Annotated in this window: 25 protein-coding genes and 1 tRNA gene; 5 read left to right on the top strand and 21 right to left on the bottom strand. The window is 50.6% G+C overall.

Going from position 1 to position 24,334, the window contains the following annotated elements:
• Nucleotides 1-241: 241 nt before the first annotated feature.
• Nucleotides 242-1,582: an aminodeoxychorismate synthase component I gene (gene pabB / locus AB4876_RS14940; RefSeq protein WP_368382562.1), complete on the top strand. Its 1,341-nt coding sequence runs from the start codon at nucleotides 242-244 to the stop codon at nucleotides 1,580-1,582.
• A 27-nt stretch (nucleotides 1,583-1,609) separates the two neighbouring features.
• Here the strand turns inward: pabB and thrH are convergent, their stop codons facing one another.
• The 4 genes from thrH to AB4876_RS14920 all read right to left on the bottom strand — a co-directional run bounded on the left by thrH (nucleotide 1,610) and on the right by AB4876_RS14920 (nucleotide 6,052).
• The gene (gene thrH, locus AB4876_RS14935; protein WP_301027598.1) at nucleotides 1,610-2,227 is read right to left on the bottom strand and encodes a bifunctional phosphoserine phosphatase/homoserine phosphotransferase ThrH; all 618 of its coding nucleotides are present in this window, start codon (nucleotides 2,225-2,227) and stop codon (nucleotides 1,610-1,612) included.
• A gap of 261 nt (nucleotides 2,228-2,488) precedes the next feature.
• Complete coding sequence (gene cysB / locus AB4876_RS14930) at nucleotides 2,489-3,463, bottom strand: HTH-type transcriptional regulator CysB (protein WP_368382561.1); 975 nt, start codon at nucleotides 3,461-3,463, stop codon at nucleotides 2,489-2,491.
• An 86-nt stretch (nucleotides 3,464-3,549) separates the two neighbouring features.
• On the bottom strand, nucleotides 3,550-4,461 hold the full coding sequence (locus AB4876_RS14925; protein WP_368382560.1) for a 5'-nucleotidase: 912 nt from the start codon (nucleotides 4,459-4,461) through the stop codon (nucleotides 3,550-3,552).
• Between the two features lie 61 nt (nucleotides 4,462-4,522).
• The gene (locus tag AB4876_RS14920) at nucleotides 4,523-6,052 is read right to left on the bottom strand and encodes a trypsin-like serine peptidase (protein WP_368382559.1); all 1,530 of its coding nucleotides are present in this window, start codon (nucleotides 6,050-6,052) and stop codon (nucleotides 4,523-4,525) included.
• Here AB4876_RS14920 and alr point away from each other — a divergent pair.
• Nucleotides 6,047-7,141, top strand: a complete 1,095-nt coding sequence (gene alr / locus AB4876_RS14915) for an alanine racemase (protein ID WP_368382558.1) — start codon at nucleotides 6,047-6,049, stop codon at nucleotides 7,139-7,141. The genes AB4876_RS14920 and alr overlap by 6 nt on opposite strands.
• Before the next feature lie 43 nt (nucleotides 7,142-7,184).
• On the opposite strand, the gene AB4876_RS14910 is transcribed toward alr, so the two are convergent.
• The 4 genes from AB4876_RS14910 to AB4876_RS14895 all read right to left on the bottom strand — a co-directional run bounded on the left by AB4876_RS14910 (nucleotide 7,185) and on the right by AB4876_RS14895 (nucleotide 10,880).
• Nucleotides 7,185-8,534: an alanine/glycine:cation symporter family protein gene (locus AB4876_RS14910; protein WP_368382557.1), complete on the bottom strand. Its 1,350-nt coding sequence runs from the start codon at nucleotides 8,532-8,534 to the stop codon at nucleotides 7,185-7,187.
• Between the two features lie 41 nt (nucleotides 8,535-8,575).
• Nucleotides 8,576-9,619, bottom strand: coding sequence for a 1-aminocyclopropane-1-carboxylate deaminase/D-cysteine desulfhydrase (locus tag AB4876_RS14905; protein WP_368382556.1), 1,044 nt, complete (start codon nucleotides 9,617-9,619; stop codon nucleotides 8,576-8,578).
• Between the two features lie 50 nt (nucleotides 9,620-9,669).
• Nucleotides 9,670-10,008, bottom strand: a complete 339-nt coding sequence (gene yajC, locus AB4876_RS14900; protein ID WP_368382555.1) for a preprotein translocase subunit YajC — start codon at nucleotides 10,006-10,008, stop codon at nucleotides 9,670-9,672.
• Nucleotides 10,009-10,109: 101 nt separating this feature from the next.
• Nucleotides 10,110-10,880 (bottom strand): exodeoxyribonuclease III, encoded by a 771-nt coding sequence (locus AB4876_RS14895; RefSeq protein WP_368382554.1) that lies wholly within the window; start codon nucleotides 10,878-10,880, stop codon nucleotides 10,110-10,112.
• Nucleotides 10,881-11,051: 171 nt separating this feature from the next.
• On the opposite strand from AB4876_RS14895, the gene AB4876_RS14890 reads away from it, so the two are divergent.
• Nucleotides 11,052-11,483, top strand: coding sequence for a YkvA family protein (locus AB4876_RS14890; protein ID WP_368382553.1), 432 nt, complete (start codon nucleotides 11,052-11,054; stop codon nucleotides 11,481-11,483).
• An 82-nt stretch (nucleotides 11,484-11,565) separates the two neighbouring features.
• Here the strand turns inward: AB4876_RS14890 and bcp are convergent, their stop codons facing one another.
• The 10 genes from bcp to AB4876_RS14840 form a co-directional block, all read right to left on the bottom strand.
• Nucleotides 11,566-12,042, bottom strand: a complete 477-nt coding sequence (bcp, locus tag AB4876_RS14885) for a thioredoxin-dependent thiol peroxidase (protein WP_368382552.1) — start codon at nucleotides 12,040-12,042, stop codon at nucleotides 11,566-11,568.
• 34 nt (nucleotides 12,043-12,076) lie between these two features.
• The gene (locus AB4876_RS14880; protein WP_368382551.1) at nucleotides 12,077-13,540 is read right to left on the bottom strand and encodes a DNA recombination protein RmuC; all 1,464 of its coding nucleotides are present in this window, start codon (nucleotides 13,538-13,540) and stop codon (nucleotides 12,077-12,079) included.
• A gap of 72 nt (nucleotides 13,541-13,612) precedes the next feature.
• On the bottom strand, nucleotides 13,613-14,533 hold the full coding sequence (locus AB4876_RS14875) for a PhzF family phenazine biosynthesis protein (protein ID WP_368382550.1): 921 nt from the start codon (nucleotides 14,531-14,533) through the stop codon (nucleotides 13,613-13,615).
• Between the two features lie 163 nt (nucleotides 14,534-14,696).
• Nucleotides 14,697-15,272: an NUDIX hydrolase gene (locus AB4876_RS14870; protein WP_368382549.1), complete on the bottom strand. Its 576-nt coding sequence runs from the start codon at nucleotides 15,270-15,272 to the stop codon at nucleotides 14,697-14,699.
• 22 nt (nucleotides 15,273-15,294) lie between these two features.
• Nucleotides 15,295-15,771: a flavin reductase family protein gene (locus AB4876_RS14865; RefSeq protein ID WP_368382548.1), complete on the bottom strand. Its 477-nt coding sequence runs from the start codon at nucleotides 15,769-15,771 to the stop codon at nucleotides 15,295-15,297.
• A 135-nt stretch (nucleotides 15,772-15,906) separates the two neighbouring features.
• On the bottom strand, nucleotides 15,907-16,371 hold the full coding sequence (gene moaE / locus AB4876_RS14860) for a molybdopterin synthase catalytic subunit MoaE (RefSeq protein ID WP_368382547.1): 465 nt from the start codon (nucleotides 16,369-16,371) through the stop codon (nucleotides 15,907-15,909).
• Nucleotide 16,372: 1 nt separating this feature from the next.
• The gene (moaD, locus tag AB4876_RS14855) at nucleotides 16,373-16,633 is read right to left on the bottom strand and encodes a molybdopterin converting factor subunit 1 (RefSeq protein ID WP_368382546.1); all 261 of its coding nucleotides are present in this window, start codon (nucleotides 16,631-16,633) and stop codon (nucleotides 16,373-16,375) included.
• A complete protein-coding gene (gene moaC / locus AB4876_RS14850) occupies nucleotides 16,630-17,124 on the bottom strand; it encodes a cyclic pyranopterin monophosphate synthase MoaC (protein ID WP_368382545.1) in 495 nt (164 codons plus the stop codon). Before moaC ends, moaD begins: the two co-directional genes overlap by 4 nt.
• 85 nt (nucleotides 17,125-17,209) lie before the next feature.
• Entirely contained in the window at nucleotides 17,210-17,860 is a 651-nt protein-coding gene (locus tag AB4876_RS14845) for an MBL fold metallo-hydrolase (protein ID WP_368382544.1), read from the bottom strand.
• Nucleotides 17,861-18,091: 231 nt separating this feature from the next.
• A complete protein-coding gene (locus AB4876_RS14840) occupies nucleotides 18,092-18,463 on the bottom strand; it encodes a hypothetical protein (RefSeq protein WP_368382543.1) in 372 nt (123 codons plus the stop codon).
• A gap of 312 nt (nucleotides 18,464-18,775) precedes the next feature.
• Between AB4876_RS14840 and AB4876_RS14835 the strand changes: the two genes are divergently transcribed.
• Nucleotides 18,776-18,865: transfer RNA gene (locus AB4876_RS14835), tRNA-Ser, on the top strand.
• An 89-nt stretch (nucleotides 18,866-18,954) separates the two neighbouring features.
• Here the strand turns inward: AB4876_RS14835 and rdgC are convergent.
• Both rdgC and AB4876_RS14825 read right to left on the bottom strand, forming a co-directional pair.
• On the bottom strand, nucleotides 18,955-19,893 hold the full coding sequence (gene rdgC / locus AB4876_RS14830) for a recombination-associated protein RdgC (protein WP_368382542.1): 939 nt from the start codon (nucleotides 19,891-19,893) through the stop codon (nucleotides 18,955-18,957).
• A gap of 112 nt (nucleotides 19,894-20,005) precedes the next feature.
• The gene (locus AB4876_RS14825; protein WP_368382541.1) at nucleotides 20,006-21,697 is read right to left on the bottom strand and encodes a hypothetical protein; all 1,692 of its coding nucleotides are present in this window, start codon (nucleotides 21,695-21,697) and stop codon (nucleotides 20,006-20,008) included.
• A 215-nt stretch (nucleotides 21,698-21,912) separates the two neighbouring features.
• On the opposite strand from AB4876_RS14825, the gene AB4876_RS14820 reads away from it, so the two are divergent.
• Nucleotides 21,913-23,784, top strand: a complete 1,872-nt coding sequence (locus AB4876_RS14820; RefSeq protein ID WP_368382540.1) for a cation:proton antiporter — start codon at nucleotides 21,913-21,915, stop codon at nucleotides 23,782-23,784.
• A gap of 103 nt (nucleotides 23,785-23,887) precedes the next feature.
• Here AB4876_RS14820 and AB4876_RS14815 read toward each other — a convergent pair whose 3' ends face one another.
• Nucleotides 23,888-24,334 (bottom strand): HIT family protein, encoded by a 447-nt coding sequence (locus AB4876_RS14815; protein WP_368382539.1) that lies wholly within the window; start codon nucleotides 24,332-24,334, stop codon nucleotides 23,888-23,890.

The following is a 24,334-nucleotide window of genomic DNA, read 5'->3' as shown; positions in this document are numbered from 1 at the left end:
TCTTACGCCAGCAGACATATTGAGGTGCGGATAAATGAGAACTAACCGTTCTGTATGGTGCATCGACGGCTTGGTGTTTCTCAAAGCGGCGGCTAACATTACTGGGAACAGGTCGCTCTGTCAATCTGAACGACCCTGCTGAGGGCTTTCGGCGTGGTGATAAAACGCTAGATTTTTCAGCCTCATAGCACGTAAAATTGGTCGCTATCCGCAGTTTTGGTTCACTTCCGAGCAACACTTCATGGCCAGCCTTCGCCGCATCGCCCTGCCCTATACCCTAGACTCTAGCTGGGTGTATTCGGCCCTCAAAAAATTGCCGTTGGCGGTTTATCTCGACAGTGCTGCCGCGCATGGCGAGCGCGGTCACTGGGATGTGATTACGGCAGACCCTATAAAAACTATTTCTTTATTAACAAATAGTTGCGATGATATTAAAAAGCAATTACTTAATATTGAAAACGAGCTTTCTGATATTAGCAAACGCTATATCGGCGCCAGCGACCTACCCTTTACTGGCGGCGCGATAGGTTATCTTAGCTACGATTTCGGCGAGCAGGCTCAAGCAGGTCTGAGTGCGATCAGCAGTGACTTACCCCTGCTTCACATCGGTATTTATCCTTGGGCAGTAATTGTCGATCACCAGCACCAGCGCTGCGAGCTGGTTGCGCAAGCGTCGGTAGCCGAGGCGAAAATCCAGCAACTCCAATTTCTGTTAACCGGGCCCCAGCTTGATGTCGAAGAACCCAATTTCAAGCTCACCACGCCCTTTACCAGTTCTTTAGGGCGAGACGATTACGCGAGGGCATTCAGTAAGGTCAAAACCTATATCGACGCTGGGGATTGCTATCAAATCAATTTGACTCGTGAGTTTAGCGCCAACTATAGCGGCGAGCCCTGGGCGGCCTACTTACAATTGCGCGAGGTAGCCGCGGCACCTTTTTCTGCTTATATGGATCTCGGCCCCAGTCAAATTTTGTGCCTTTCTCCTGAGCGCTTGCTTTCCGCTGTCGAGCGCAAACTGCAAACCCAACCTATTAAAGGTACCGCCGCACGCAGCAACGACCCCAGCGAAGATCAAGCACTCGCCACTGCGCTGCTAAGCAGCGCCAAGAACCGAGCTGAGAATATTATGATTGTGGATTTACTCCGCAATGACTTCAGCAAGAGTTGCCGACCTGATTCTGTCGTGACCGAGTCATTGTGTGAACTGCAGAGCTTTCGCACGGTGCATCACTTGGTTAGCACAGTCTCTGGGTATTTACGTGACAACCAGAGTGAGTTTGGCGCGCTGCTGGCCTGCTTTCCTGGGGGGTCAATAACCGGTGCGCCCAAACAGCGGGCAATGGAGATTATTAGAGAGATAGAGCCCCACCGACGCTCAGCTTATTGCGGCAGTATTTTCTACCTTGGCGCTGAGGGCAAAATGGACAGCAATATCGCTATTCGTAGCTTTGTCTGTCATGAGCAACAAATAAGTGCTTGGGCAGGCGGCGGGATTGTGGCTGATTCGCAGCTAGAAGAGGAGTTTGTTGAAACGGAAACCAAGATTAGCAAGCTGCTGGAGACGCTTGCTAACCTTTAGGGCTGGCTAATGTCGGCGAGCTAAGCCTTACAGGCTTAAATTACGCGATGAAGCTTTAATAAACTCTAATTTGAGCGCTTCGTAATCGTGTACTGCAGGGAACTGCGGAAACTCATTAATTACATTGGCTGGGGCTTTAAACAAAATACCAGCGTCGGCTTCGGCCAGCATGGTGGTGTCGTTGTATGAATCACCGGCGGCAATAATGCGGTAGTACAGGGTTTTCAAGGCCAGTACTGCTTGGCGCTTTGGATTCACCTGACGAATTTTGTAATCCACTACCTTGCCCAAGCTGTCGGTTTCCAGCTTATGGCACAACAAGGTTGGCCAGCCCAATTGCTTCATTAATGGCGCGGCAAATTCATAAAAGGTATCGGATAGAATTACTACCTGAAAACGCTCGCGAAGCCAGTCTAAAAACTCCCGCGCACCTTCCATAGGCTCCATATCGGCGATTACTGCCTGAATATCGGGCAGGCCCAAGCCATTTTCTTCGAGCAGACGCAAACGCTGCTGCATCAGCACATCGTAGTCGGGAACGTCTCGCGTGGTTGCCTTCAAGGCCTCAATACCGGTGCGCTCAGCGAAATCAATCCAGATTTCAGGAATCAACACCCCTTCCAGGTCAAGACAGGCGATTTCCACAACACTACTCCTAAATAAATTAAAAAATGCGCAAGGCGCAGAAAAAAACGCGTCAATTTAACGGCTCGGGCTTAATAAAGCAACAAACTCGCAGGATGCTTGACGGGAGATGGGAGACGCTTAACTGCATGCGCTGCGCTTATTTCGGTGCTTATATTCACAAGCATGACTAAAATTCACTACGGCACTCCGCCATTCGAATGCGAGGGCTCGCTTTTGACTTAGCGTCTTCCGTCTCCCGTCAAGCATAGCGCGCACCCGTCAATACATTGGCAACTTAATATCCGCAAACAATTCGTCCAATTCCTGCTTGGTGTGGCATTGATAGGCTTTGTCTACGAGCTCTGGGGTTAGATGCGGAGCAAATAACTCGACAAAATCGTACATAAACTTACGCATATAGGTGCCGCGACGGAAGCCCACTTTGGTTACGCTAGGTTCAAATAGATGGCTGGCATCCAGCGCTACTAGGTCGCCGTCGGTAACGGGGTCGTAAGCCATTTCGGCTACAATGCCGATACCGAGGCCGAGACGGACATAGGTTTTGATTACATCGGCGTCGGTGGCGGTGAATACCACGCGCGGCTCTAGGCCCTTGTTCAAGAATGCTTCATCTAATTTGGAGCGACCGGTGAAGCCAAATACATAGGTAACGATAGGATGTAGAGCGACATCTTCAATGCTCAGGTTCTTTATCGCCGCTAGGGGATGGTCTTTGGGGACTAAAATGGTTCGGTTCCAGCGATAGCACGGCATCATAATTAAATCGCTGAACAGCTCTAGGGCTTCGGTGGCAATGGCAAAGTCGACCCCAAAATTGGCGGCAAGCTCCGAGATCTGCATCGGTGTGCCCTGATGCATATGTAGAGAAACATCGGGGTAGCGGTCGATAAAGGTTTTAATCACTTTAGGCAGAGCATAGCGAGCCTGGGTGTGAGTGGTGGCTATTGATAAACTGCCTTTTTGCGGGTTTTTAAACTCTTGGGCAATATGTTTAATGCTTTCAGTTTTATAGAGAATTTCGCCTGCAGTTTTTAATATCGCCTCACCAGCAGGTGTAATACGAGTAAGGTGCTTGCCGTTACGGGCAAAGATCTCGACACCCAACTCATCTTCCAACATTCGAATTTGCTTGCTAATGCCGGGCTGCGAAGTAAACAAACTTTGCGCGGTTGCAGACACATTCATCTCGTGGTGGGCAACCTCCCAAATATAGCGCAATTGCTGCAACTTCATACCGACAACTCCTGTAAAACAACGTGAGCCAAAAATAGATAGCCTGCTTGATTATTGTAATTAATTGTATCGTTATACCGCGCCTGCTATTTTTCAATGAGATTGGCAATGCCATGGGGAACATGGCCAGTAGAAACATGCTCTTTAGCTGATTCGCAGTGGCCGGGTTGATCATCAAAAAACACATCTGCGCCGTAAGCAGCCAAAAACTCCCCCTTTTCTAAACCGCCAAGGAATAGTGACTCGTCTATGCGAATATTCCACTCGCGCAAGGTTCTGATCACCCGCTCGTGGGCAGGCGCCGAACGCGCAGTTACTAGGGCAATACGTATTGGCGGTGCATTGTCTGGAAACTCAGACTGTAAAGTGTTTAGCGCTGCCAAGAAGGCTTTAAATGGCCCTCCGCTCAAAGGGGTATTGGCCGCGGCAACTTCACTTGCAGTAAATGCATCCAGCCCGTCACGCTTAAATACTTGCTCTGCTTCGTCGGAAAAAATCACTGCATCGCCATCAAAGGCGAAGCGCAATTCACGCTTGCTCTGCTGAGTCGCTTTTTTCGATCTGGGCAGCAAGGTTGCAGCCGCAACGCCACTATCGAGTGCGCGGCGCACATCTTCAGCATTGGTAGACAAAAACAGGTGGCAGCCAAACGCCGACACATAGCGGTAAGGGCTCTCGCCGCCACTAAACGCGGCTCGGCTGATATTCAAACCGTAATGCTTAATCGAGTTAAACACCCGCAAGCCGGTATCTGCCGAATTGCGCGACAACAGAATAACCTCGACCTTGGCGTCGTCTAAATAATCGTTGAGTTGCAGTAAACGTTCGACAATACCAAAGGCCTCGCCATGGGCGAGTATCTCGTCTTCGTGCTCTATTTGGTATTTTTGATAGGCAGCCAAACCTTCGGCTTCATAAACGCGATGACTCTCGTCCAGATCAAAAAGTGCTCTGGATGAGATCGCAACGACAAGCTTATTCTCTAGACCTTTGGGCATAACCGTATTTCTAAGGGTAACCGCATCACTATACAATATGCGTGCCCTAAGGCAACAGTGCTTAAGGTGACTCGGCGAGGGAAAGACCTATCGCCACCTCTTTAAAGTCTTTAACTTCACTGCTCTGCGCTGCAATAAGGCGGTGTATGTCTGCGATCAAGCGGCTATTTAAGGCCGCAAACACCGGCTGATTTATTTCATCGTTCGATATTCGCGACGACAATATCCCCACTATTTGCAGCGGCGCGTTTAATTTTTCGGTATTTTCTTGTAACAGCGCCGCCCCGCTCTGCCCCGCATAGCTAAAACAATCCAATGCGTAGACATCGCTCAAATTCAATTCACCGCGCTGCCAAAGCATTGCTCTGCAACGCGAGGCCCACAAGCTATTGCGTACTTTATCACTGGGATAGGCAAAGCTGGCTACCCAGGTTTCGCCTTGCCGCAGGCTTGGCGCGGCTAATATCACGTTCGGTATATTGCCGCTGGAAACTGGACGCTGCAATTTATACACGGCTATATCAGAGCCGCTGTAGCGGCCAACATTTCCTAACTGAAGATCCTCCATGCGGTGGGTTTTATGCTGCCAAGCCGCTGAAATCGGGACTGCCGTCTGCGCTGATGCCAGCAGCGGTCTGGCAATATAATTCAAACTTAGCAAAAGCTGTGAACCGTCAGCTGCATAGAGACAGTGCGCCGCCGACAGGAGCCACGCAGCACTTAGCTGACTTGCGGTGCAGCGAGATTCGTAAAGGCTGCCATCGCGCTGCCGAAAACGACTGATTAAAATACCGGTTTGCGGGGAGGTTTGCGGCGGCCACCACAGTTGTTGGCGACTGTCTTCTGCACCAGTGGCATGTAAACTTGGGCTGCGCTGAAAAAATAAAGGCGCCGCTCCCACTTCCCCTGCTGACAATTCTGAGTGTGTAGAGGCTTTCGTCCACGCGAGTTGTGGCGCTCCCATAGTATCTGCGATCAATAGCCGTAACAGCCCCTGATGATTGGCTAGCACCACGGCAGCACCCGTTGCCGGCAGCGGATCACTAAGCTCTTTATTGCTAAAAACGGGATTTGTTAAGCGTAATCTTGGCTGTAAATCGGCTAACTGATTGAGTGCCGCGAGTGCTTTATCTCGCCGCAAAGCATCGCCGCTATGAATTTCGCGCTGAAATTGCCGCAGGGCTTCATTAGGGCTGTAGCTGTTATCAAGTGCCAACAACACAAATACACTGCGTAAAAAGCGGAGTGTATAAGGCCAGTGGCCGTCGGCTCGGCTAAGTTCAGCAAAACGGTATGCGGTATTGATATTTGGGTTCAGCTCGGCGCCACCCCAGAAATACAACTGGGCAAGGTCTTGCGCCACCATGGCGCAGGGTGCTTCTTCGGTCTTTGCGATGCGAAGTAGTTCCTTTGCCGCAGCAGGCTGGGCGAGTAAATCTTGCTCCGCATTATTGGGATAAATACTGTTTTCGCAATCTGCCTGAACCAGCGCAGAGAGTAATAAAAAAGCGCATATAAAACCCCAGCGCGCTATTAACAGCACCCTAAGACCGCTAGAATTCAGCAAAGATTTGAGCTGGTCGTTATGCATAAAACAACATGGGTTGAACTCAGTAGAGAGGCGCTGCGCCACAATGCCAATATGGTTAGGCGGCTAGCACCAAAGGCTGCCATTCTAGCGATGGTCAAAGCCAATGGCTATGGCCACGGCGCGAGCTGGGTTGCCGAAAGCCTTCATCAGCAGGTCGAAGGCTTTGCCGTAGCACGCTTAAGTGAGGCGCAGCAATTGCGCGCAAGGCTAACCAAGAAGCATATTCAGGCTCGTATTGTGCAGCTCGGCACCTCGGTTGATGGCGCGGTGTTGCAAGCGTGCTCCGTCCATGGGCTAGACTTGGTTATACACGACTTGGAGTCTGCAAAACTGCTTGCCGCCAGCCCCCTCCCTCGGCCAATAACAGTTTGGCTGAAAATGAACGTCGGCATGAACCGCCTTGGCATGTCGACCGAGGAGTTTGCCCAAGCCCACCAGCTCTTGTGCGTTCAGCCCCATATCGCAAGCATTCACCACATGAGTCATTTCAGTGATGCCGAAGACCTCGATCCCACGCTAACCGAGCAGCAAAGTTTAAGGCTCAGCGAACTCAGTTCGAGTTTAAGCGGCAGCCCTTACCCACTAAGCATGGCTAATTCAGCGGCAATCATCGGCCACCCCAACTGCCATCACGACTGGGTAAGGCCTGGCATAATGCTCTACGGCGACGACCCAACCCAGCGGCTTCATGCCGCCAATGCGCTAAAGCCGGTAATGACCTTTAAGGCCACGGTTTTGGCGCTACGAGATGTTGCGCCGGGTGATGGTGTGGGCTACAACCGCCGCTGGCAAGCTAAGTCCAATGCCCGTATTGCGACTGTTGCAGCGGGCTACGCCGACGGCTACCCCCGCCATGCACCTGACGGCACACCGGTGCTGGTTAATGGTCAGCGCGCGAGCGTAGCAGGCAGAGTTTCTATGGATTTAATGACAATTGATGTTAGCCATTTACCCCACACCACCGTTGGTGATGAGGTAACACTATGGGGCGAGGGACTTGCCGCCTCGGAAGTAGGCCGCTACTGCGGTACCATTAGCTATGAATTGTTTACCCGCATTACTAGCCGAGTAGATCGAATTTATTTATAGCGGCCATAAATGCCGCTACGATTCTCAAAATAGATTAGATAGTTTAAATTTCAGCTTTAACGCCGGCCAGTCCAGCCTTAGTTAGTTTAAAGACTACAGGGCTAAGCAGCAGCAAGGCGATTAAATTGGGGATAGCCATCAGAGCATTTAGGGTGTCTGCCAATAGCCAGATAAACCCGAGATTTGCCATTGCGCCAAGGGGAATCGCTAAAACCCACGCGACACGAAATGGCATAACGCCACGCTCACCAAAGAAATACACCACACAGCGCTCGCCGTAGTAAGACCAGCCCAGCATCGTGGTAAACGCAAACACTGCCAAACCCGCGGCCACAATATAATGACCACCGGGAATCTGCGATTCAAATGCAGCGGTAGATAAGGCCGCGCCAGACTCCCCTGTTTGCCATTCTCCAGATAGTAAAATCACAAAGCCCGTTACTGAACACACCAATAAGGTGTCTATAAACGTGCCGAGCATGGCGATCATGCCCTGGCGCACTGGGCTGTTGGTTTTTGCCGCCGCGTGAGCAATTGGCGCACTGCCTAAGCCCGCTTCGTTGGAAAATACCCCGCGGGCAACACCAAAGCGAATAGCCGCTGCGATTCCTGCGCCGGCAAATCCACCGACCGCAGCCGTGCCATTAAACGCTGAATGCAAAATAAGGCTCAACACACCGGGTAGCGCCGACAAGTTCATAAGCAAAACCAAAACGCCAATACTCAAGTAGGTGATGGCCATAATCGGCACCAAATAACCCGCTACACTGGCAATGCGTTTTACGCCGCCCAAGATTACTAGGCCAACACCCACAAACATTACCACTGCACTGAGCCAGATCGGCACCCCAAAGGCGCCCTGCATCGCGTCGGCGACTGAGTTAGCTTGCACCGTATTACCAATGCCGAAGCCGGCAATGGCGCCAAACAAGGCAAAACAGCCTCCCAGCCACTGCCATTTTTTACCCAGACCATTTTTAATGTAATACATTGGTCCGCCGCTAAAATTACCTTCACTATCTTGTTCGCGATAATGAACGGCACATACTGCCTCTGCGTATTTGGTGGCCATGCCCACTAACGCCGTACACCACATCCAAAACAGCGCGCCAGGCCCACCTAAAGCAATTGCAGTAGCGACCCCGGCGATGTTACCGGTGCCAATAGTCGCCGACAGCGAGGTCATTAGTGCTTGAAAGGAGCTTATTTCGCCCTCTTCTCCGGAGTCTTTACGACCGGCAAGCAGTAAGCGAAATGCAGTGCCAATTTGCCGAAGCGGCATCAGACCCAAGCCCACCATTAGATAAGCGCCGGTACCAAGAATGAGTACCAACATTAATGGCCCCCATACCACGCCGTTTACTGCACCGACTATTGTGCTTATCTGCTCCATTTCATTTCCTTAATAATATGACTATCTACTGCGAATAAGCTTTAGTGATTTAAAAAATCAAAATGGCTACGTTGGGGAAACAAACCGTAAACCCCACCCGTGTGGATGAACACGATATCGCCACCGCTGCCAAAGCGACCTTGCTGTAATTGATCTAACATGCCGAAAAAGGCTTTGCCGGTATAGACCGGATCTAGTACTAAGCCTTCGGTAGCAGCCGCGTCGGCGATACAGCGGAAAATCTCAGTATCAGCTTGGGCGTAACCGGGACCAACGTAGCCATCAATCACCTTAACCGATAGGGATTCAAGCTTTATGCCAGTTTGATAGCGCGCATCCCAGTCGCGAAGATCGCTATTCACTTTATTAACAAACCACGCCTCGTCATCACACACATTTACCCCCCACACTTGGGCGTTAATGCCATAAGCATACACGCCAGCGGTAAGACCGGCTTGGGTGCCGCCTGAGCCAGTGGCGCAAATAATATGCTGAGGATTGATGCCGCAATGCTCAAAGTCTTGCTTCAATTCAGCGCAGGCCTGCACATATCCCCACACCCCGATAGCATCAGAGGCCCCGGTAGGAATAATAAACACCTTGCAGCCTTGGCTGGCATAGCTTTGTTTGGTTTCAAGCAGCAAGGCATCAAGCTCGCGCTGATACTGGCTGGCCGGATAATACGAAATGCGCGCACCGGCCAATTGGTCGAGCAATAAATTGCCATCGGCACTGGCGGGCGCACTGCCTCGCAATAGCAGATGACAGTTAAGGCCGAGTTGCGCGCAAAGCAGCGCGGTGGCGCGACAGTGATTAGACTGTAAGCCCCCGCAGCTAATAACGGTGTCGCAGCCCTCGGCGAGTGCTTGGGCGAGATTGTATTCTAATTTGCGAACCTTATTACCCGTCAGCACGCTGCCACTTAGGTCGTCGCGCTTAACCCAAATTCGCGGGCCATTAAAGCGCTCACTGAGGCGGCTAAGGAGTTGCAAAGGCGTTGGAAGCTGAGCTAAATGCAGCCGTGGCGGCTGAATAGCACTGGCTAGATTTGGGGTGGTAGCGTGATTTTGCGATTCATCAGGCATAGTGTTACCTGTAAAATTAGCGCTCCGCGACCGCAGAGCGCTGGCAATGTTTAAATTGCTTTAAGAGTGCCTTTAGGCAGTACTGCGTGAATTGAAGAGCGCTGGAATTTCAGCTCAACATTGTCGGTAACGCTCAATACCACATAGCTTTCGTCAATTTTAGTGACCTTGCCCAATATACCACTGGTAGTCACGACTTCGTCGCCCTTGGCCAGCGCGGCAACCATAGCAGCATGCTCTTTTTGACGCTTGCGCTGAGGACGAATAGCAATGAAGTAAAACAGACCAAACATTAATACCAAGAAGCCTATCTGGAATAATTCGCCACCAGGAGGCGCGCCTGCTGCGCCGGCAGTTTGGGCATGGGCTTGCGAGATGAAAAAACTCATTACACGTCCTTCTCAATCAAACTAAGACTTAAGATAAATACCGCTGGTAATTAACCGGCGGCACAGAAAAATACGCCTGCCATAGTACACAAGGCCATGGTTCAAAGCGAGTAATCGTAGTCCATAGTGAACGGCGCGTGATCTGAGAAACGCTCGTCAGTATAAACATCGGCAGCGCGAATGGTGGGCACCAAGCTCGGCGTTACCACATGGTAGTCAAGACGCCACCCCACGTTGTTGGCGTAAGCCTGACCGCGGTTAGACCACCACGTATATACCGCCTCTTGATTTATCTCTCTAAAGGCGTCCACAAAGCCGCCCTCGCCATAGAGCTTGTCCAGCCATGCGCGCTCGTGGGGCAGAAAACCAGAGTTTTTCTGATTGCCCTTCCAGTTCTTTAAATCGATTTCTTTGTGACAAATATTCCAGTCTGCGCAGATCACCAGCTCGCGGCCGCTGGCTTTAAGCTCTAAAAAATGCGGGTAGATCTTATCGAGGAAAATGTCTTTGCGGGCCTGTGCCTCGTCGCCGCTTGAGCCAGAGGGCAAATACATTGAAATTACGCTGATATTGTCGTAATCGGCACGTATATAGCGGCCCTCGCTGTCGAGGGGATCCCATCCTAATTCGGTTGTTACCGCATTGGGCGGCTTTTTACAGTACATTGCGGTGCCGCTATAGCCCTTTTTGATCGCATCGCAGTAAATCGTGGTATAGCCTTCAGGATGGTAAAGCGGGTCTTCTAGTTGATCGCGCTGGGCTTTGGTTTCCTGAATACAGACAACGTCGGCATCTTGCTTGGCCAGCCACTCAAAAAAGCCTTTGCGGCCCGCCGAGCGAATGCCGTTGGTATTCGCGGTAATGATACGCACCAGAGAAACTCCTCTACTCAAAAATAATCGGCCGCCAGCTTATCAAAAACACCAGCGCGACGTTTAATTTTTTCTTCACCGGCAATTAGCTGTCACAGATCGGCGCCGACGATTTACCCGCTTGTGCCTAACACGTAGAATCAGACACACACTGCATCAAGGTAATATGCCATGCTGTTTTTTTCTAAAAACCGCGCCAAACACGTGCTCGATGAAGGCGCCGCTGAACTCGACGACGCCAGCCTGCAAAAAGCGCTCAGTAATCGCCAGCGCATAATCAACAAAGTGATGAACAGTGATTCGCTTGCGCCCTACCTAAGCCAAGTTGGCACATTGTTTAATTTGGTGCAGGATTATGTAAAAGGCGAGTATCGGGAAGTACCTTGGTGGTCGCTGGGCTCTATCACCACCGCACTGCTGTATATTTTAATGCCCATGGACGCCGTGCCGGACTTTGTGCCCATCGCTGGTTTTTTAGACGACGCCGTGGTGCTCAAGCTGTGCTTGGATATGGTCGCTAAAGACCTAGACAGTTATCGCCTGCAAAAACAGATCAAAACGGAATCCCGAGCCGACGCAAGCGCGGATGATGCTTTAGAATAAGTGGGAAAAATCTGACATTTTTGGCGACAGGCTGGTCGCATAGTTGCTTCAGTAAACGATCAGCCCTCGCTCTTCATAAAACTTACTGTGATAAGTCCGCCAATACTTCCATAAGGGTTTCGTGGTGAGATTTGGTTTTAAATTTATCCATAATCTTTAGTAAGCGACCATCTTCGCCAATAATAAAAGTAGTTCTCACGGTACCCATGTTTTCCTTACCCATAAATTTCTTAAGCTGCCAGCAGCCGTATTTATCGATAATCGCGTGATCTTCATCAGACAGTAAAGGAAAGTTGAGCTCTTGCTTGTCGTGAAATTTTTTAATTTTAGCAACTGGATCAAAGCTCACGCCTAGCACCTGATACCCCAGCTTATCCAATTCGCCGTGCACATCCCGCAAACCGCAGGCTTGGAGGGTGCAGCCAGGGGTCGATGCCCGCGGGTAAAAATACAAGACCACGCCCTTTTTGCCCTTAAAATCTTTTAGGCTAACGGGATTTCCGTCTTGATCATTTAGGGTAAAAGCAGGAGCAAGATTGCCAACTTTTGGTAGAGCCACGTTAATTCTCCTTTGTTCGTTATCTATGGTTTACTTATTCGGCGTTGCTGTCTTCAGTATCAATACTAAAATCCACATCAGCGCGATCGGTCAGCGCCACCGGCAGGGATTTTTTCACCTTGGCGCCGAGCGCCTCAAGGCGACTTACGCGGCCCACTAAATTGCCGCGGCCAACCGTCATCCGGCTCATGGTTTTATCAAAGGCATCGCGGCCGCGATCTAAATGCTTGCCAATGTCTTCAAGAGACTGCACAACCAAGGCAAACTGATCGTGTAAGGCTCCCGCTTCCTTTGCGATTTTCTCAGCGTTTTGATTTTGCCGCTCATAGCGCCAAATACTCTGCACTGTGCGCAAGGTAGCCAGTAAGGTAGTTGGGCCAACAACGATAATATTCTTCTCATACGCGCTGCGGAATAGTTCTGGATCATGCTCAAAGGCAGCCATAAATGCCGCTTCTACTGGTATAAAAATAAACACAAAATCGAGGGTGCGCAGGTCTTCAATATGCTCGTAACCCTTGGTGCTTAAGCCGTTAATATGGGCTTTAACCGACAGAGCGTGCTCTCGCAAAAAAGCCTGCCGTTCGGCTTCATCTTCACTGCTACAGTAACGCTCATACGCGATTAGCGAGACTTTAGCGTCAATCACAATATCTTTATCATCTGGCAGGCGCACAATTACATCGGGCTGACGGCGTTTGCCGGAATCGTCGGTAAAGCTTTGCTGGGTTAAATACTCGTGCCCTTTGCGCAGCCCAGACTCTTCAAGCACCCGCTCTAATATCACTTCACCCCAGTTGCCCTGCGCCTTATTGTCGCCCTTTAGTGCGCGAGTGAGGTTTTGGGCTTCTTTACTGATATTGCGATTCATTTCCTGCAGATTTTTAAGTTGCTCTTTAAGCTCACCGCGCTCGCGATTTTCATCGCTGTATATATGGTCTACGCGGCCCCGGAATTCGCTGAGCTGGTCGCGAAAAGGCTTTAATTGCAGTTCAAGTGCCTCGCGGCTGTGGCTTTGGAAGCGCTGGCTTTTCTCGTCGAAAATGCGGTTAGCCAGTTGCTCAAATTGATCGCTCAATTGCTTTTTAGCGTCGCTAAGCAAGGCAATTTGTTCAGCGGTAGCGGTTTTTAAATGCTGAAAAGCACTCTGCTGGCGGGCGAGTTCAGATTTTAATTCGCTGTTATTTGCTTCGCTCTCGGTCAGTGTGGCGCGGCAACTCGCCAGCGCCTCGGCTTGTTGCGTAGCGCGGTCGGCGTGAACCGCAGCATCGCGCTGGCTCAGGCTCAGCTGTTCGCGACAGTCTTGCAGGCTTGTTTGGGTGCTCACAAGCTGGGTGCTTTGCAGCTCTATGTTTTGCAGCAGGCCCTGAATCTCCCGCTGCATATTATCGAGTTGCACACTATTTAAGCGGCGTTGAAAATAACCGCCGCAGACCAGGCCCATAAACAGTGAAAATACTGCAATGCCTGAAAAGATGAGTAAAAGTTGCTGATCCATTTAATGATGATTCCGGCCTTGTATAATACCAAGGCCGCACGTTTTTATGTGCGCGGGCCTAGCAGACAAAGCTTATGATATGTTTTCAGGGGCGTGCATGCTGCCGCTGGCTATTAATACTGCATCGCCGCCTACCCTGACGACCATGGCCGCCGTCGCTTTCTTAACAAACTCTACTTTTAAGATACTTTGGCGCTCAGCTTTACGCCCACGTTCAAGCCAGAGTGCGTGAGTGCCGTCAGCCAAACCACGGGTCTCACACAAGCTTGCTACAAACGCTGGTATGGCAGCGCCCACTGGTGGACTTTCGTCCTGCGCAATATGCGCGCCCAGTATACGCAGATGAAAGTCAGTCTGCAGCGATTCTGTTTCACGGCAATACACCAGCACCTCATTCACCGGCGCTGAAGAGGCACTGCTGCGCGACCACGCCTCCAAATTAAAACGCGCGCGATAAACCGCATCCAGGGATCGCAGCGGCACTATTAAATAGGACGAGTCGCAGCTCACAAATAAGGTTTTAGCTTTTATGGTTTCAATATCGTTAGGCCCCAAGCCCAGCGCAGATTGCAGTTCTTGGGTGTCGGGAACGTAGCGGTCAATTTGGGAGTTTACGCTCATTGACAGCTGGGTAAGCAAGCGCCCTTCGGTTTGCGACAACACCACATTAAAAATTTTACTGCCCTGGGCAAAATGTACCGTGCAGTCTTGGCTTACCACCGGCAGCGCCTTGCTGTGCACCAGCGCCCGCGCAGCGGCCACCACGCTATGGCTGCCAACCGCACGTTCGGATTGAGGTGAAAACACCTTTAGTTCTGCACTGATATTGTCGCGCCCGGGTAGTATAAACACGGTTTCCGGGTGGTTAATTTCTCGCGCCATTATTTGCATTTGGCGGTCGCTTAAACCCTCGGCCTGGGTGAAAACGCTAATTTGAGCGCCATTAAATGGCGTCGGTGTAAAGACATCAACGGTGTGATAAGCATATTCCATAGTGCGCTTCCTGTGCATGGCATATTATGGTGCTTATTTCCGCTCATGATTGGCCTGAAAAGGCATATCTATAAGCGTAAAAAGCATTACTGTATGCAGACGGCTTAATATCACCATAGCCGGATTTTAGAAATGTGCCTAGAAGTAATCAGGAAAAATAGCGCTAAAGCGTTTTGTCAGTATCGGGTTCCCAGCCCACGTGTTTCGCCCACAACGGGCTCGGAGTACTGACTCGCACGGGATACTCACCGGTTTTGCGGTCGGCAAAGAATTCGGTCAAAACATCAGTCACAATCGGAAACGCCAGCTCAGACCACGGAATATCAGCCTCGCTAAATAAAGCAGACTCAAGGCTCTCTGGACCAATACCAAAACCGCCGTTTAAATTAGCTCGGTAAAATACGTAAACCTGATTGATATGGGGAATATCAAATAGCCGATATAAAACCTCGTCACACACTTCGGCCGCAGCCTCTTCGCGGGTTTCGCGCAGGGCGCCAGCTAGCATGGTCTCACCGTTTTCCATAAAACCCGCTGGAATAGTCCAATACCCCATACGCGGGGCAATAGCGCGCCGACACAACAGCACTTTGTCGCCGGCAACAGGTAGGCAGCCAACCACAACTTTCGGGTTTTGGTAATGAATAATCTCGCACTGCGGGCAGACGTAACGGAGGCGGTCATCATTTGCAGGAATTTGTTCTACTAACTTAGCCCCGCAATCACTACAGTATTTCATTAACCTCCGTACTCCTCTTTTATCAGCGTAATTCGCGATATTTGCCAGCGTGAAAAGCCAATGGTTTAGCACCGAGCTTACTTTCCATTTCAATTACTTTGCCAACCACAATAATATGGTCGCCACCATCATAGCGCGCCCACATCTCGCATTCAAAACTGGTCACGCAGCCGCGTAATACTGGTGCGCCGCTTTTGCCAATACGATAATGGTCGGTGGCTAAATCGTGGTTACTTTTTTGCGAATACAAATTAGACAGTGCTACTTGGTCGCTAGCCAAGACATTAACCGTAAAAGCTTTGGCCTTATTAAAGGCGTCTAAGCATTCTGAATCATTACGCAAACTCCACAATACCAAGGCCGGATCTAGCGATACCGAGGCAAAGGAGTTTACGGTCATACCAAAGGGTTTGTAACCCTCGGGGTTCGCGCTAATTACACATACACCGGTCGGAAACTGGCCTAGGGCATTTCGGAATTCACGGGGATCAAGACTCATACTATTTCCTGTCGATGTTCATTATTATGGCGGCCGAGTCCGGCTCTACCAGTTTTTTATGCCTGCATTATACACAGCCATTATTGATATACAGCGAATATGCTTGGACCCTAAGGCAAACAAAGCGCCGCAAAATCAAAGCTCTAGTTGCCAGCGTGCTAACGCCTGCTGATCAGTGTCGCGAGCGTCTACCCAGCGCTCACCGCTTGGAGTGCGCTCCTTTTTCCAAAACGGCGCCTCGGTTTTTAAAAAGTCCATGATAAATTCACAGGCTTGGAAGGCATCGTGACGATGGCCTGCACTTACACCAACAAATACAATTTGATCTTGAGGAAGCAGTACCCCTACCCGGTGAATCACCGTAGCGGCAAATAGCGGCCAACGTGCTGCGGCACGCTCAATAATCTCGCTAATCCGGCGCTCAGTCATGCCTGGGTAGTGCTCCAACTCCATCGTTAAAACATCGTCACCTTGATTGCTGTCGCGCATAACACCCACAAACTGCGCTATCGCGCCGCTGCGCCGCGAATGCGCTCGCAGCGCGTCGCACTCAGCGCCAACGTCAAAATCATCGGCGCTGACCTGCACCAGACTATGCATACTAGCCTCCGGTCACTGGCGGGTAAAACGCGACTTCATCACCATCGCTTAGCAATTTCGCGCTATCTGCAATGTCTTGGTTAACCGCGCACAGGGTGTTCTCGGCATTTAATACTGTCGCCCAAAGGTCGCCGCGCTGAGACAAATGCGCTTTTAATTCAGCTACCGTTAAATTTTCAGCCCCGAGTTCACTGCTCTCAATACAGATTTTTGCCGTACCCAATTGCTCGCGGTATTTTGCAAAGAATAAAACGCTAATCACGTCGCTGCACCCGTATCAAACTGCCAATCACCTGAGCGGCCGCCAGACTTTGCCAACAGACGTATATCAGAAACCACCATGGCCTTGTCTACCGCTTTGCACATATCGTAAATAGTCAGCGCGGCCACCGACACCGCCGTCAGGGCTTCCATTTCCACGCCAGTCTGCCCTGCGAGCTTACAGATCGCCATAATGTCGACGGCGTTACGGTCATGATCAAGCGCGAACTCCACCTTCACTGAAGACAGCATTAATGGGTGGCACAAGGGAATAAGGTCGGCGCACTTCTTGGCCCCCTGAATTCCGGCAATTCGGGCAACCGCCAGTACATCACCCTTTTTATGGCCGCAGCTGGCGATCAAGGCGAGGGTTTCTGGCGCCATTGTCACTGTACCCGCCGCTCTAGCTTCTCGCTGGGTAACGGCTTTGTCGGTCACATCGACCATTTGCGCATTACCTTGGGTGTCAAAATGGGTCAGTTCACCGCTCATATTTTAATCACTATTCTCATAAAAGACTGTCTGTCGCCTAGCTACATTACTGGCGCGAAATTTAGTATCAGTCGAAAATTTATACTTAGGCAAATTTGCCATCGGCAACAAAGGGGTTGGTCGCACGCTCGTGGCCAAAGGTCGAGGTTGGTCCGTGGCCTGGAATAAAGGTAACGTCATCACCTAGTGGCCATAGTTTGTTTTGAATAGAGGCCACTAAGGTGTCGTAATCACCCCGTGGAAAATCTGTTCGGCCAATCGAGCCTTGGAACAATACATCGCCAACGATAGCTAAGCGCGCTTGCTCGTGAAAGAAGATCACATGACCCGGTGTATGGCCAGGACAAAATTTGACCTGTAACTCTTGCTTGCCAAAACTGACGCTATCTTCGTCATTCAACCAGCGGTCGGGCGTGAAGGGATCGGCATGGGGAAACCCTGTCATTTTGCACCACTCTGGCAGTTTATCGATCCAGAAAGCATCTTCTTTTTGGGGGCCAATAATCTCTACTCCGTATTTCTTGCGAAGCACATCGGCCGCAGCGCAGTGATCCATATGGCCGTGGGTTAAGTAAATAACGTCAAGGGTGCCGCCCAAATTCGCAATCGCAGCCTCAATATTTTCAATATCACCGCCGGGGTCAAAAATAGCGGCTTTACCCGTCTCCTCGCAGACCATTACTGAGCAATTTTGCTGATACGCCGTCACCGGCACGATTGAGCACTTTATCGTCATAAGTCGTCAGAATTCATTCAGTAAAACCACAATGATAAGCAGTAAGCCGCCAAGTTAATAGGCTTAGGCAATAATTGCAGCTATAGAAATAAACAATAGCTCAGCTGCCAGATCACCGAAAACTGGGCAAGTAGCGGATGCCGCCTAGGGCAGGCTAATGTTTTAGGGATAGGAAGAGTGCAGTTAGAAGCATGAGCTGCAAGTGGCGCGCAGCTCATCTATATCGGAGGATTACTTGTACACCACTTGACCACGGTACATTTGTCGAGACTGGCGGTCTGCGGGCAAAGCATTCCCAGCGCTTGGGTCACTAGCTTTATCTCTCAGGATCTTAGCGCCGCGATAAGTCATTTCTATCGACTGGGGATCTCTGCTCGGCGCAGCAGTAGCGCTGCCCTGCACTTCTATTTGGAACGGAATCCCGCCCAATTTCATAATCTCAATCACTGTTTTACGGGTAAAAGGATCTCGACTTTTTTTGCCTAATTCGCCAACGGCAGTTAGCAACTCAGGATCGGCCAAGCGTATTCGCGTCCCAAACTCAGCGAAAATACGAGACCGCAATTGCTGTAGCAGCGTCACCATTTCCGGAGAATACACCATAAATTCCCTTAAATTATCAAATGCTAGCCCGCATCCAAAAGCGGGCGCTGTAATTTTGAGCCAGCAATAAGTGTTCCAGTTCATTACTGGGCGTAAACACTGAGCATCAAGGCAAGCGCTTAGTAAAGTGCTGCACCAGCGTGAAGCGGATCAAGCTGGCTGCACCAAAAAGTAGCGTCAAAGTAAATCAAGTAAAATCGCAATTGCCATTCACAGGAAACTTCGTTAGAGTAGCCGCCCTCAAAACCCGCCGTCAAAAGCGCTTGCGAGACTTTCTCTACATTTACTAGCTATGGCAGAGAAAACGATTTTGGTGAGGTGTCCGAGTGGCTGAAGGAGCACGCCTGGAAAGCGTGTAACGGGTCAAACTGTTCGAGGGTTCGAATCCCTCCCTCACCGCCATTACAAAAAAGGCCCGAGTCACAAGACTCGGGCCTTTTTTTTGCTTTGAGCCTGTCCCGCTGCTAATGCGGAACCAGCGGCGTATTTATTTAGGCCGCGCTAGAAATTACTGGGTCTTGCTCAGCGGTATCTTCACCACCAAAAGCGCCAACTACCGCGGGAATGAACTTAGCAAACTCACCCGTCATTATCGCGAAATCAACGTCAAACTGTTCGGCGGCGCTGTCGGCGTCTACTTCGCCCAATTTGTCTTGGATTAGATCACCAAAGCTCAGGCGTTTAATGGTGAGCTGATCGTCGATGATGAACTCAATGTCCCCTACCCAGCGAAGTGCCAGTTTGGTAACGAACATGCCCGCCTGAATATGGTTGTTAATTTCAGTTGAGCACAGGTTTTGATTTTTACAGCGAATTACCGCGCTGTCGTCGGCTTTGTCGCGCAGCTCGCACTCGCCACCCAATTCAAAGCCTTGTGGCGCACTACCATTCGTCAACCATTCGGTCATGGCGTGCTGAGCGACGTTTTTGGCCTTCAGCGGAATAATTGGCAGACTGCCGATGGTTTCGCGCAAATAGTTTAGTAATTCTTCGGCTTTGTTGTGGGAGCCGGCGTTCACAATCAGCAGGCCCTCTTCGGGCGCGATATAGGCGAAGACTTTACTTGAGCGAGTAAATGCGCGAGGAATAAGCGAAAAAATAATCTCTTCTTTGAGATCGGTGCGCTCTTTGCGGCCTGGAATGCGATCTTCCTGAAGTTTTATTTCTTCGAGCTTCTCGGCTAAAACCTCGTTCACGACTGACGCAGGCAGAATTTTGTCCTGCTTTTGGCCGCAAATCATAATATAGCCATTGGTGCTGTGTACGAATTGGCTGCCTTGATTGCCTAGCGGCATGGTCCAGCCGTAGCTCGATACATCTTGACTATTACAGGGTGTGAAGGCTTTTTCGGCTAATTTTTGATCAACTTCATCTGCTGTAAGGGTGAACGGCTTGGTGAAACGATAAACGAGAAGATTTTTAAACCACATGTAAGGTATTTGCCTGTGTATCGAAAAGAAGGGTTAATCACTAAGCCATTGTAGTGCTTAATGGCCGAGGAGAAACCCAATATTAGAAAAAAACTCGCTGGCGCCGATCTTGTTACTGCCGCTTAAAGTCAACAGCCATTGCACTGCATCGACTGCTACTCAGATACTGCTCGCAGACCGCAACCAGCGCCGGATCTGGTCGAACTACGCATTGCCACACCTCTTCGTCAAAGCTTTGTCCACTGTGCTCGCACTGGCGCTGGGCCTCCTCCAGAAGAAGTTTACGGCTCTGCGCTACCCATTTATCTAGATCGGTTCGCAGCGCATTTTTCATGGCAGCTGCGGTTTTAGTCTTGTCGGTAGCGATATTACGGTGAAGCGCCCAGGTGGCGATACGCGCCCTACTTTGCCGCTGCCAACTCTGCCATAACTCACTTAAGCCGGGTACTTGGCCGTCTTTAACAATACCCGCTGTTTCATTTAAATCTTGCAATAGATTCGCCTTAAGTTCGCTTAGCGCTTCAGCTGAAACAATGCTGGCGACGAGTAAACCGTCGAAATGGCTGTTTAAACGTGATATTTGCCACTCGTAGCGACCATTTAACTTATCGAATAGCTCAGCACTTGGCAGTAGCTCAGTTTCTAAGGCGGTATTTTCAAAGCGAACGTAGCGCGGGCCCTTGGCGTCTACTTTAATGCCTATGCCCAGTGGGGCGCCAAGCTCATAGCGAGTAAAAGATTTGAGGTCACCGTAGTGCATTTGTCGATGTGGACCATGACGCAACCATTGCCCGTCGTAGAGTGCATCCACACTAATATTGGTGTAGCTGACCTCGCCGTGGTGATAAAGCGTAAACCGCTGGAAAGCGCCGCCATTATCAAGGTCGGCAGCAGCAATGGCGATAACCGACGCTGGAAAATCTTCGCTTAGCGCGTAAAAAACCGCTTTATCGCAATCGTAGGCGTAAACCTGCAAGAGTTGCTGAGGCACAGTTAAATTAGGTCTATTTTTGCAGTCGCCGAGAATATCTAGGCGCGTAAAGCTACCTGGCTCATAGTAGAAGTAATGTACCGGCTGCTCGGCTATTTGGTAATTGAAATATTGCCGCTCAACCACGTACCGCTCACCAGCTTTATTCCTAGCGGAAATTTTCACCATCCCCCTAGGCAAACCTTGCTGGTAGCTCAGCTCAACCAGAAAAGGCCCCGCGAGTGGGCGATGGATTTTAACCGCGGCATTTGGCTGCGCTGCGGGGCTGATGTCTCGTCTATATTGGGTGTATTGGTTTTTGCCAGCCATATGCATTAATGATGGCGCCTGCAACGGATGAACTTGGCTGTAATTGGCCTGCCAATGACTTTGCTCGGCGCTGGCAACAGTGCGCTCTTGGGCGTCGCTAACCATAAAGCTGCCCGCAAAATTAAGCTCGCGGCTCGCGGGTGCTAAACTGAAGTCGCCGCTGAGCTTGATTTGCAACCAATCGCCATTGCGATCTTGGTAGGACTGGCGCAACTCGCCGTGGCGTGGGTAGCCCGCATCATCAAACTTACCTTTGAACGAGGATTTGGCTGCGTCGTCGTAGACCACCTCGCCTTCTTCAAAAACGCCACTGCGGTATATGCCACTAAATACGGCCGAGGGCTGCCCATCTTCCGCAAAGCGTTTCTGTTCTACATGGCTGGCACAAGCGCTTAAGCCCAGCACTAACAAGCCAAACAAAGCCTTGTTAGTGAACCACTTAAACGTGCTTGTTGTAATTGGCCGCATCCGATTGCCGCTACTACTCCCTGTAGTACAGCTCATAAACTCGCAGCCTTGATCTTTGCCGTTGAACACCAGCGTCTTTTCCTAGACTTTGCCGAGTTGTTCAATCCTAGCTTAAGCATTTTTCCCGTCCCTTTTAAGAAGTGCGCCTGATTATTGATGGTTTATTTGTTAATGATGGCGCGAAACTATCATAACTTACATAGATTTATTTGATTTGACCCAGTTCCCAGCTTTACTTTACAGGCTTGGACATGACATCGTTTGCACCGCAAATAAATCAGGAATTACATAAAAAAATGATCACCGCTTTAGTAAGTATTTTGGTCGCCGGCATTATTTGCCAATGGTTGGCATGGCGCTTTCGTTTACCCGCCATTGTGCTACTCGCCGCTTGCGGCCTAGTTCTCGGGCCAATCACTGGCTGGATTCAACCCAGCCTCGACTTTGGCCCAGGTCTTGGCGCGGTAACGTCGTTATTCGTAGCAATAATCCTCTTCGAGGGCGGACTTAACCTTCAGTTCCATGAATTGCGAGAAACAGCGCAGGTTACTCGGCGCTTAACCTCAGTTGGGGTACTACTGGCGTGGATAATCGGTATTGCCATGGCCCACTGGGTTGGCGGCCTGAGCTGGGCGGTATCAGCCTTGCTTGGCGCTATATTGGTGGTAACTGGCCCTACCGTGATAATGCCCCTGCTTAAACACGCCAAGCTCAACCGGCGCACGGCGTCTTATTTAAAGTGGGAAGGTATTATTAATGACCCTATTGGGGTCTTACTAGCAGTGCTGGTGTACCAGTATTTGCTGTATTCCGGCGAAGGCCCTGCCCTGCAGTCGGTTGCTGCGAGCCTCGGTCTGGCGTTGGCGGTTTCGGCGGTATTAGGTGGCGGTGTTGCGTATACGCTAGGCCATTGTTTTCGACAAGGTTGGATCCCTGAATACCTTAAAGCGCCGTCGATAATCGCGGCCGTGCTTGCCGTATACGCACTCTCGGACCTAGTTCAGCACGAATCCGGCTTACTATCCACGACCCTGATGGGTGTGGTGATGGGCAATATGGGACTGCGCAGCCTCGATGAAATGAGGCGTTTTAAAGAGTACATCACCATTATTCTGGTGTCGTTTTTGTTTGTTGTGCTCACTGCATCACTAACCATGGCCTCAATTCAGGCCATTCACTGGCAGCTGATTGCTATGGTGTTTGGCTTTGTTTTCGTGGTTCGCCCACTCGCGGTATTTTTAGCCACAATTCGTACCGATTGTAGCTGGCAAGATCGAGTGTTAATTGCCTGGATCGCACCGCGCGGTGTGGTTGCTGCGGCATCGGCTGGGGCCTTTGCACCTGCGCTGATCGAAGCTGGCTTTAGCGATGCCGAATATTTAGTGCCGGCAGTGTTTATGCTGATCTTCGCGACCATACTCGCCCACGGTTTCTCATTGGGCCCGCTCACCAAGCTACTCAAACTCGGTTCGCCGGGTAAAGGTCGGGTGCTCATTGTGGGCGCCTCACCGTGGACGGTCGAATTAGCCAACTCCCTAGCCAAAATTGGTCAAGACGTTGTTATAGCCGACACCGAATGGGGGCGCCTCCAGTCTGCTCGACAGCAAGGGGTCAGCACTTGGTTTGGCGAAGTTCTGTCTGAGATGGCAGATGAGGCTATGGCCCTAGACAATATTTACACGGTGCTGGCGGCCACCGGCAACAACCATTACAACTCCATGGTCTGTAATCACTATGCGCCGCACCTCGGCCGACATCGCGTCTTTCAGCCCTTTGATAGTGGGTATGAGCGCAATAAACGTGTGGTTGCAGAGACGCGGCGAGGTATTACCGCCTTTTCTAGCAATGTGTCTTTTGCCGAGTTATGGACGCGAATGATTCGCGGCTGGGTAATACGTAAAACTGTGATTACCGATACCTATACCGAGAAGGATTTTCTCGCCAAACTCCCTGAAGACGCTGTGCGTCTGGCAATTATTCCGGAAAGCGGAAAACTTGAATGGTTGAGCCAAAAACCTCGCAAACTGCAAACTGGCGACACGGTGATTAGCTTTATACCGCCAGAGTCTAGTGAGCCCGCGCCGGAGCTGGAGCCCGAGCCAGCACCCTCACTGCCGGCGTAATGCTTATCGCTTAGCTTCCACGCAGCGCCACATGAGTGACGCTGCGCAAGCCCACACTATTTGTATCGATCACTACAAAATTCGAATCGCCATGGCTAAGCGCTTATTTACTTAAGTCTTGGCGAATACGCTCAGCCAGTTCCGCGAGCGCACTTTGCGTTGCAAGCCGACGGCCATGAATGCTTTTCGATGCGCCGTGTTGGCAGGGAATGAGGTGCATATGATAGTGAAACACGGTTTGCCCAGCAGCGCGGCCATTAAGCTGATGAATAGCCAATCCATCGGAATCAGTAACGCGCTTAATAACCGGCGCCAGCCGTTTAGCGTGTAATGCCACCGCCGTCGACTCTGCGTCGCTCAGGGTGAAAATATTGTCGTGATGATTAATGGGAATTATCAGGCTATGCCCAGGGCTCACTGGCGATGTGTCTAAAAAGCTGAGTACCTGCTCGTCGCGATATAAAATATGAGCCGGCGCTTTATCGGCAATAATTTTACAAAAAATGCAGTTCTGCGCCACCGACTCATCACCAAACAAGCCCTGTTGCAT

The organism is Zhongshania guokunii (assembly GCF_040892635.1).
Classification (GTDB): domain Bacteria; phylum Pseudomonadota; class Gammaproteobacteria; order Pseudomonadales; family Spongiibacteraceae; genus Spongiibacter; species Spongiibacter guokunii.
Note: the sequence above shows the minus strand (reverse complement) of the source record. Positions and strands in the feature narration are given on the sequence as shown.

Excerpts from the sequence above, each read along its gene's own strand:
- AB4876_RS14890 (WP_368382553.1), top strand. The coding sequence starts at position 11,052 with ATGCTGTTTTTTTCTAAAAACCGCGCCAAACACGTGCTCGATGAAGGC.
- AB4876_RS14880 (WP_368382551.1), bottom strand. The coding sequence starts at position 13,540 with ATGGATCAGCAACTTTTACTCATCTTTTCAGGCATTGCAGTATTTTCA.
- moaC (WP_368382545.1), bottom strand. The coding sequence starts at position 17,124 with ATGAGCGGTGAACTGACCCATTTTGACACCCAAGGTAATGCGCAAATG.
- moaE (WP_368382547.1), bottom strand. The coding sequence starts at position 16,371 with ATGCATAGTCTGGTGCAGGTCAGCGCCGATGATTTTGACGTTGGCGCT.
- cysB (WP_368382561.1), bottom strand. The coding sequence starts at position 3,463 with ATGAAGTTGCAGCAATTGCGCTATATTTGGGAGGTTGCCCACCACGAG.
- AB4876_RS14870 (WP_368382549.1), bottom strand. The coding sequence starts at position 15,272 with ATGAAATACTGTAGTGATTGCGGGGCTAAGTTAGTAGAACAAATTCCT.
- AB4876_RS14865 (WP_368382548.1), bottom strand. The coding sequence starts at position 15,771 with ATGAGTCTTGATCCCCGTGAATTCCGAAATGCCCTAGGCCAGTTTCCG.
- AB4876_RS14825 (WP_368382541.1), bottom strand. The coding sequence starts at position 21,697 with ATGAGCTGTACTACAGGGAGTAGTAGCGGCAATCGGATGCGGCCAATT.
- AB4876_RS14875 (WP_368382550.1), bottom strand. The coding sequence starts at position 14,533 with ATGGAATATGCTTATCACACCGTTGATGTCTTTACACCGACGCCATTT.
- AB4876_RS14845 (WP_368382544.1), bottom strand. The coding sequence starts at position 17,860 with ATGACGATAAAGTGCTCAATCGTGCCGGTGACGGCGTATCAGCAAAAT.
- pabB (WP_368382562.1), top strand. The coding sequence starts at position 242 with ATGGCCAGCCTTCGCCGCATCGCCCTGCCCTATACCCTAGACTCTAGC.
- yajC (WP_368382555.1), bottom strand. The coding sequence starts at position 10,008 with ATGAGTTTTTTCATCTCGCAAGCCCATGCCCAAACTGCCGGCGCAGCA.
- AB4876_RS14820 (WP_368382540.1), top strand. The coding sequence starts at position 21,913 with ATGACATCGTTTGCACCGCAAATAAATCAGGAATTACATAAAAAAATG.
- AB4876_RS14905 (WP_368382556.1), bottom strand. The coding sequence starts at position 9,619 with ATGCCTGATGAATCGCAAAATCACGCTACCACCCCAAATCTAGCCAGT.
- AB4876_RS14920 (WP_368382559.1), bottom strand. The coding sequence starts at position 6,052 with ATGCATAACGACCAGCTCAAATCTTTGCTGAATTCTAGCGGTCTTAGG.
- alr (WP_368382558.1), top strand. The coding sequence starts at position 6,047 with ATGCATAAAACAACATGGGTTGAACTCAGTAGAGAGGCGCTGCGCCAC.
- AB4876_RS14840 (WP_368382543.1), bottom strand. The coding sequence starts at position 18,463 with ATGGTGTATTCTCCGGAAATGGTGACGCTGCTACAGCAATTGCGGTCT.
- AB4876_RS14815 (WP_368382539.1), bottom strand. The coding sequence starts at position 24,334 with ATGCAACAGGGCTTGTTTGGTGATGAGTCGGTGGCGCAGAACTGCATT.
- rdgC (WP_368382542.1), bottom strand. The coding sequence starts at position 19,893 with ATGTGGTTTAAAAATCTTCTCGTTTATCGTTTCACCAAGCCGTTCACC.
- AB4876_RS14910 (WP_368382557.1), bottom strand. The coding sequence starts at position 8,534 with ATGGAGCAGATAAGCACAATAGTCGGTGCAGTAAACGGCGTGGTATGG.
- AB4876_RS14925 (WP_368382560.1), bottom strand. The coding sequence starts at position 4,461 with ATGCCCAAAGGTCTAGAGAATAAGCTTGTCGTTGCGATCTCATCCAGA.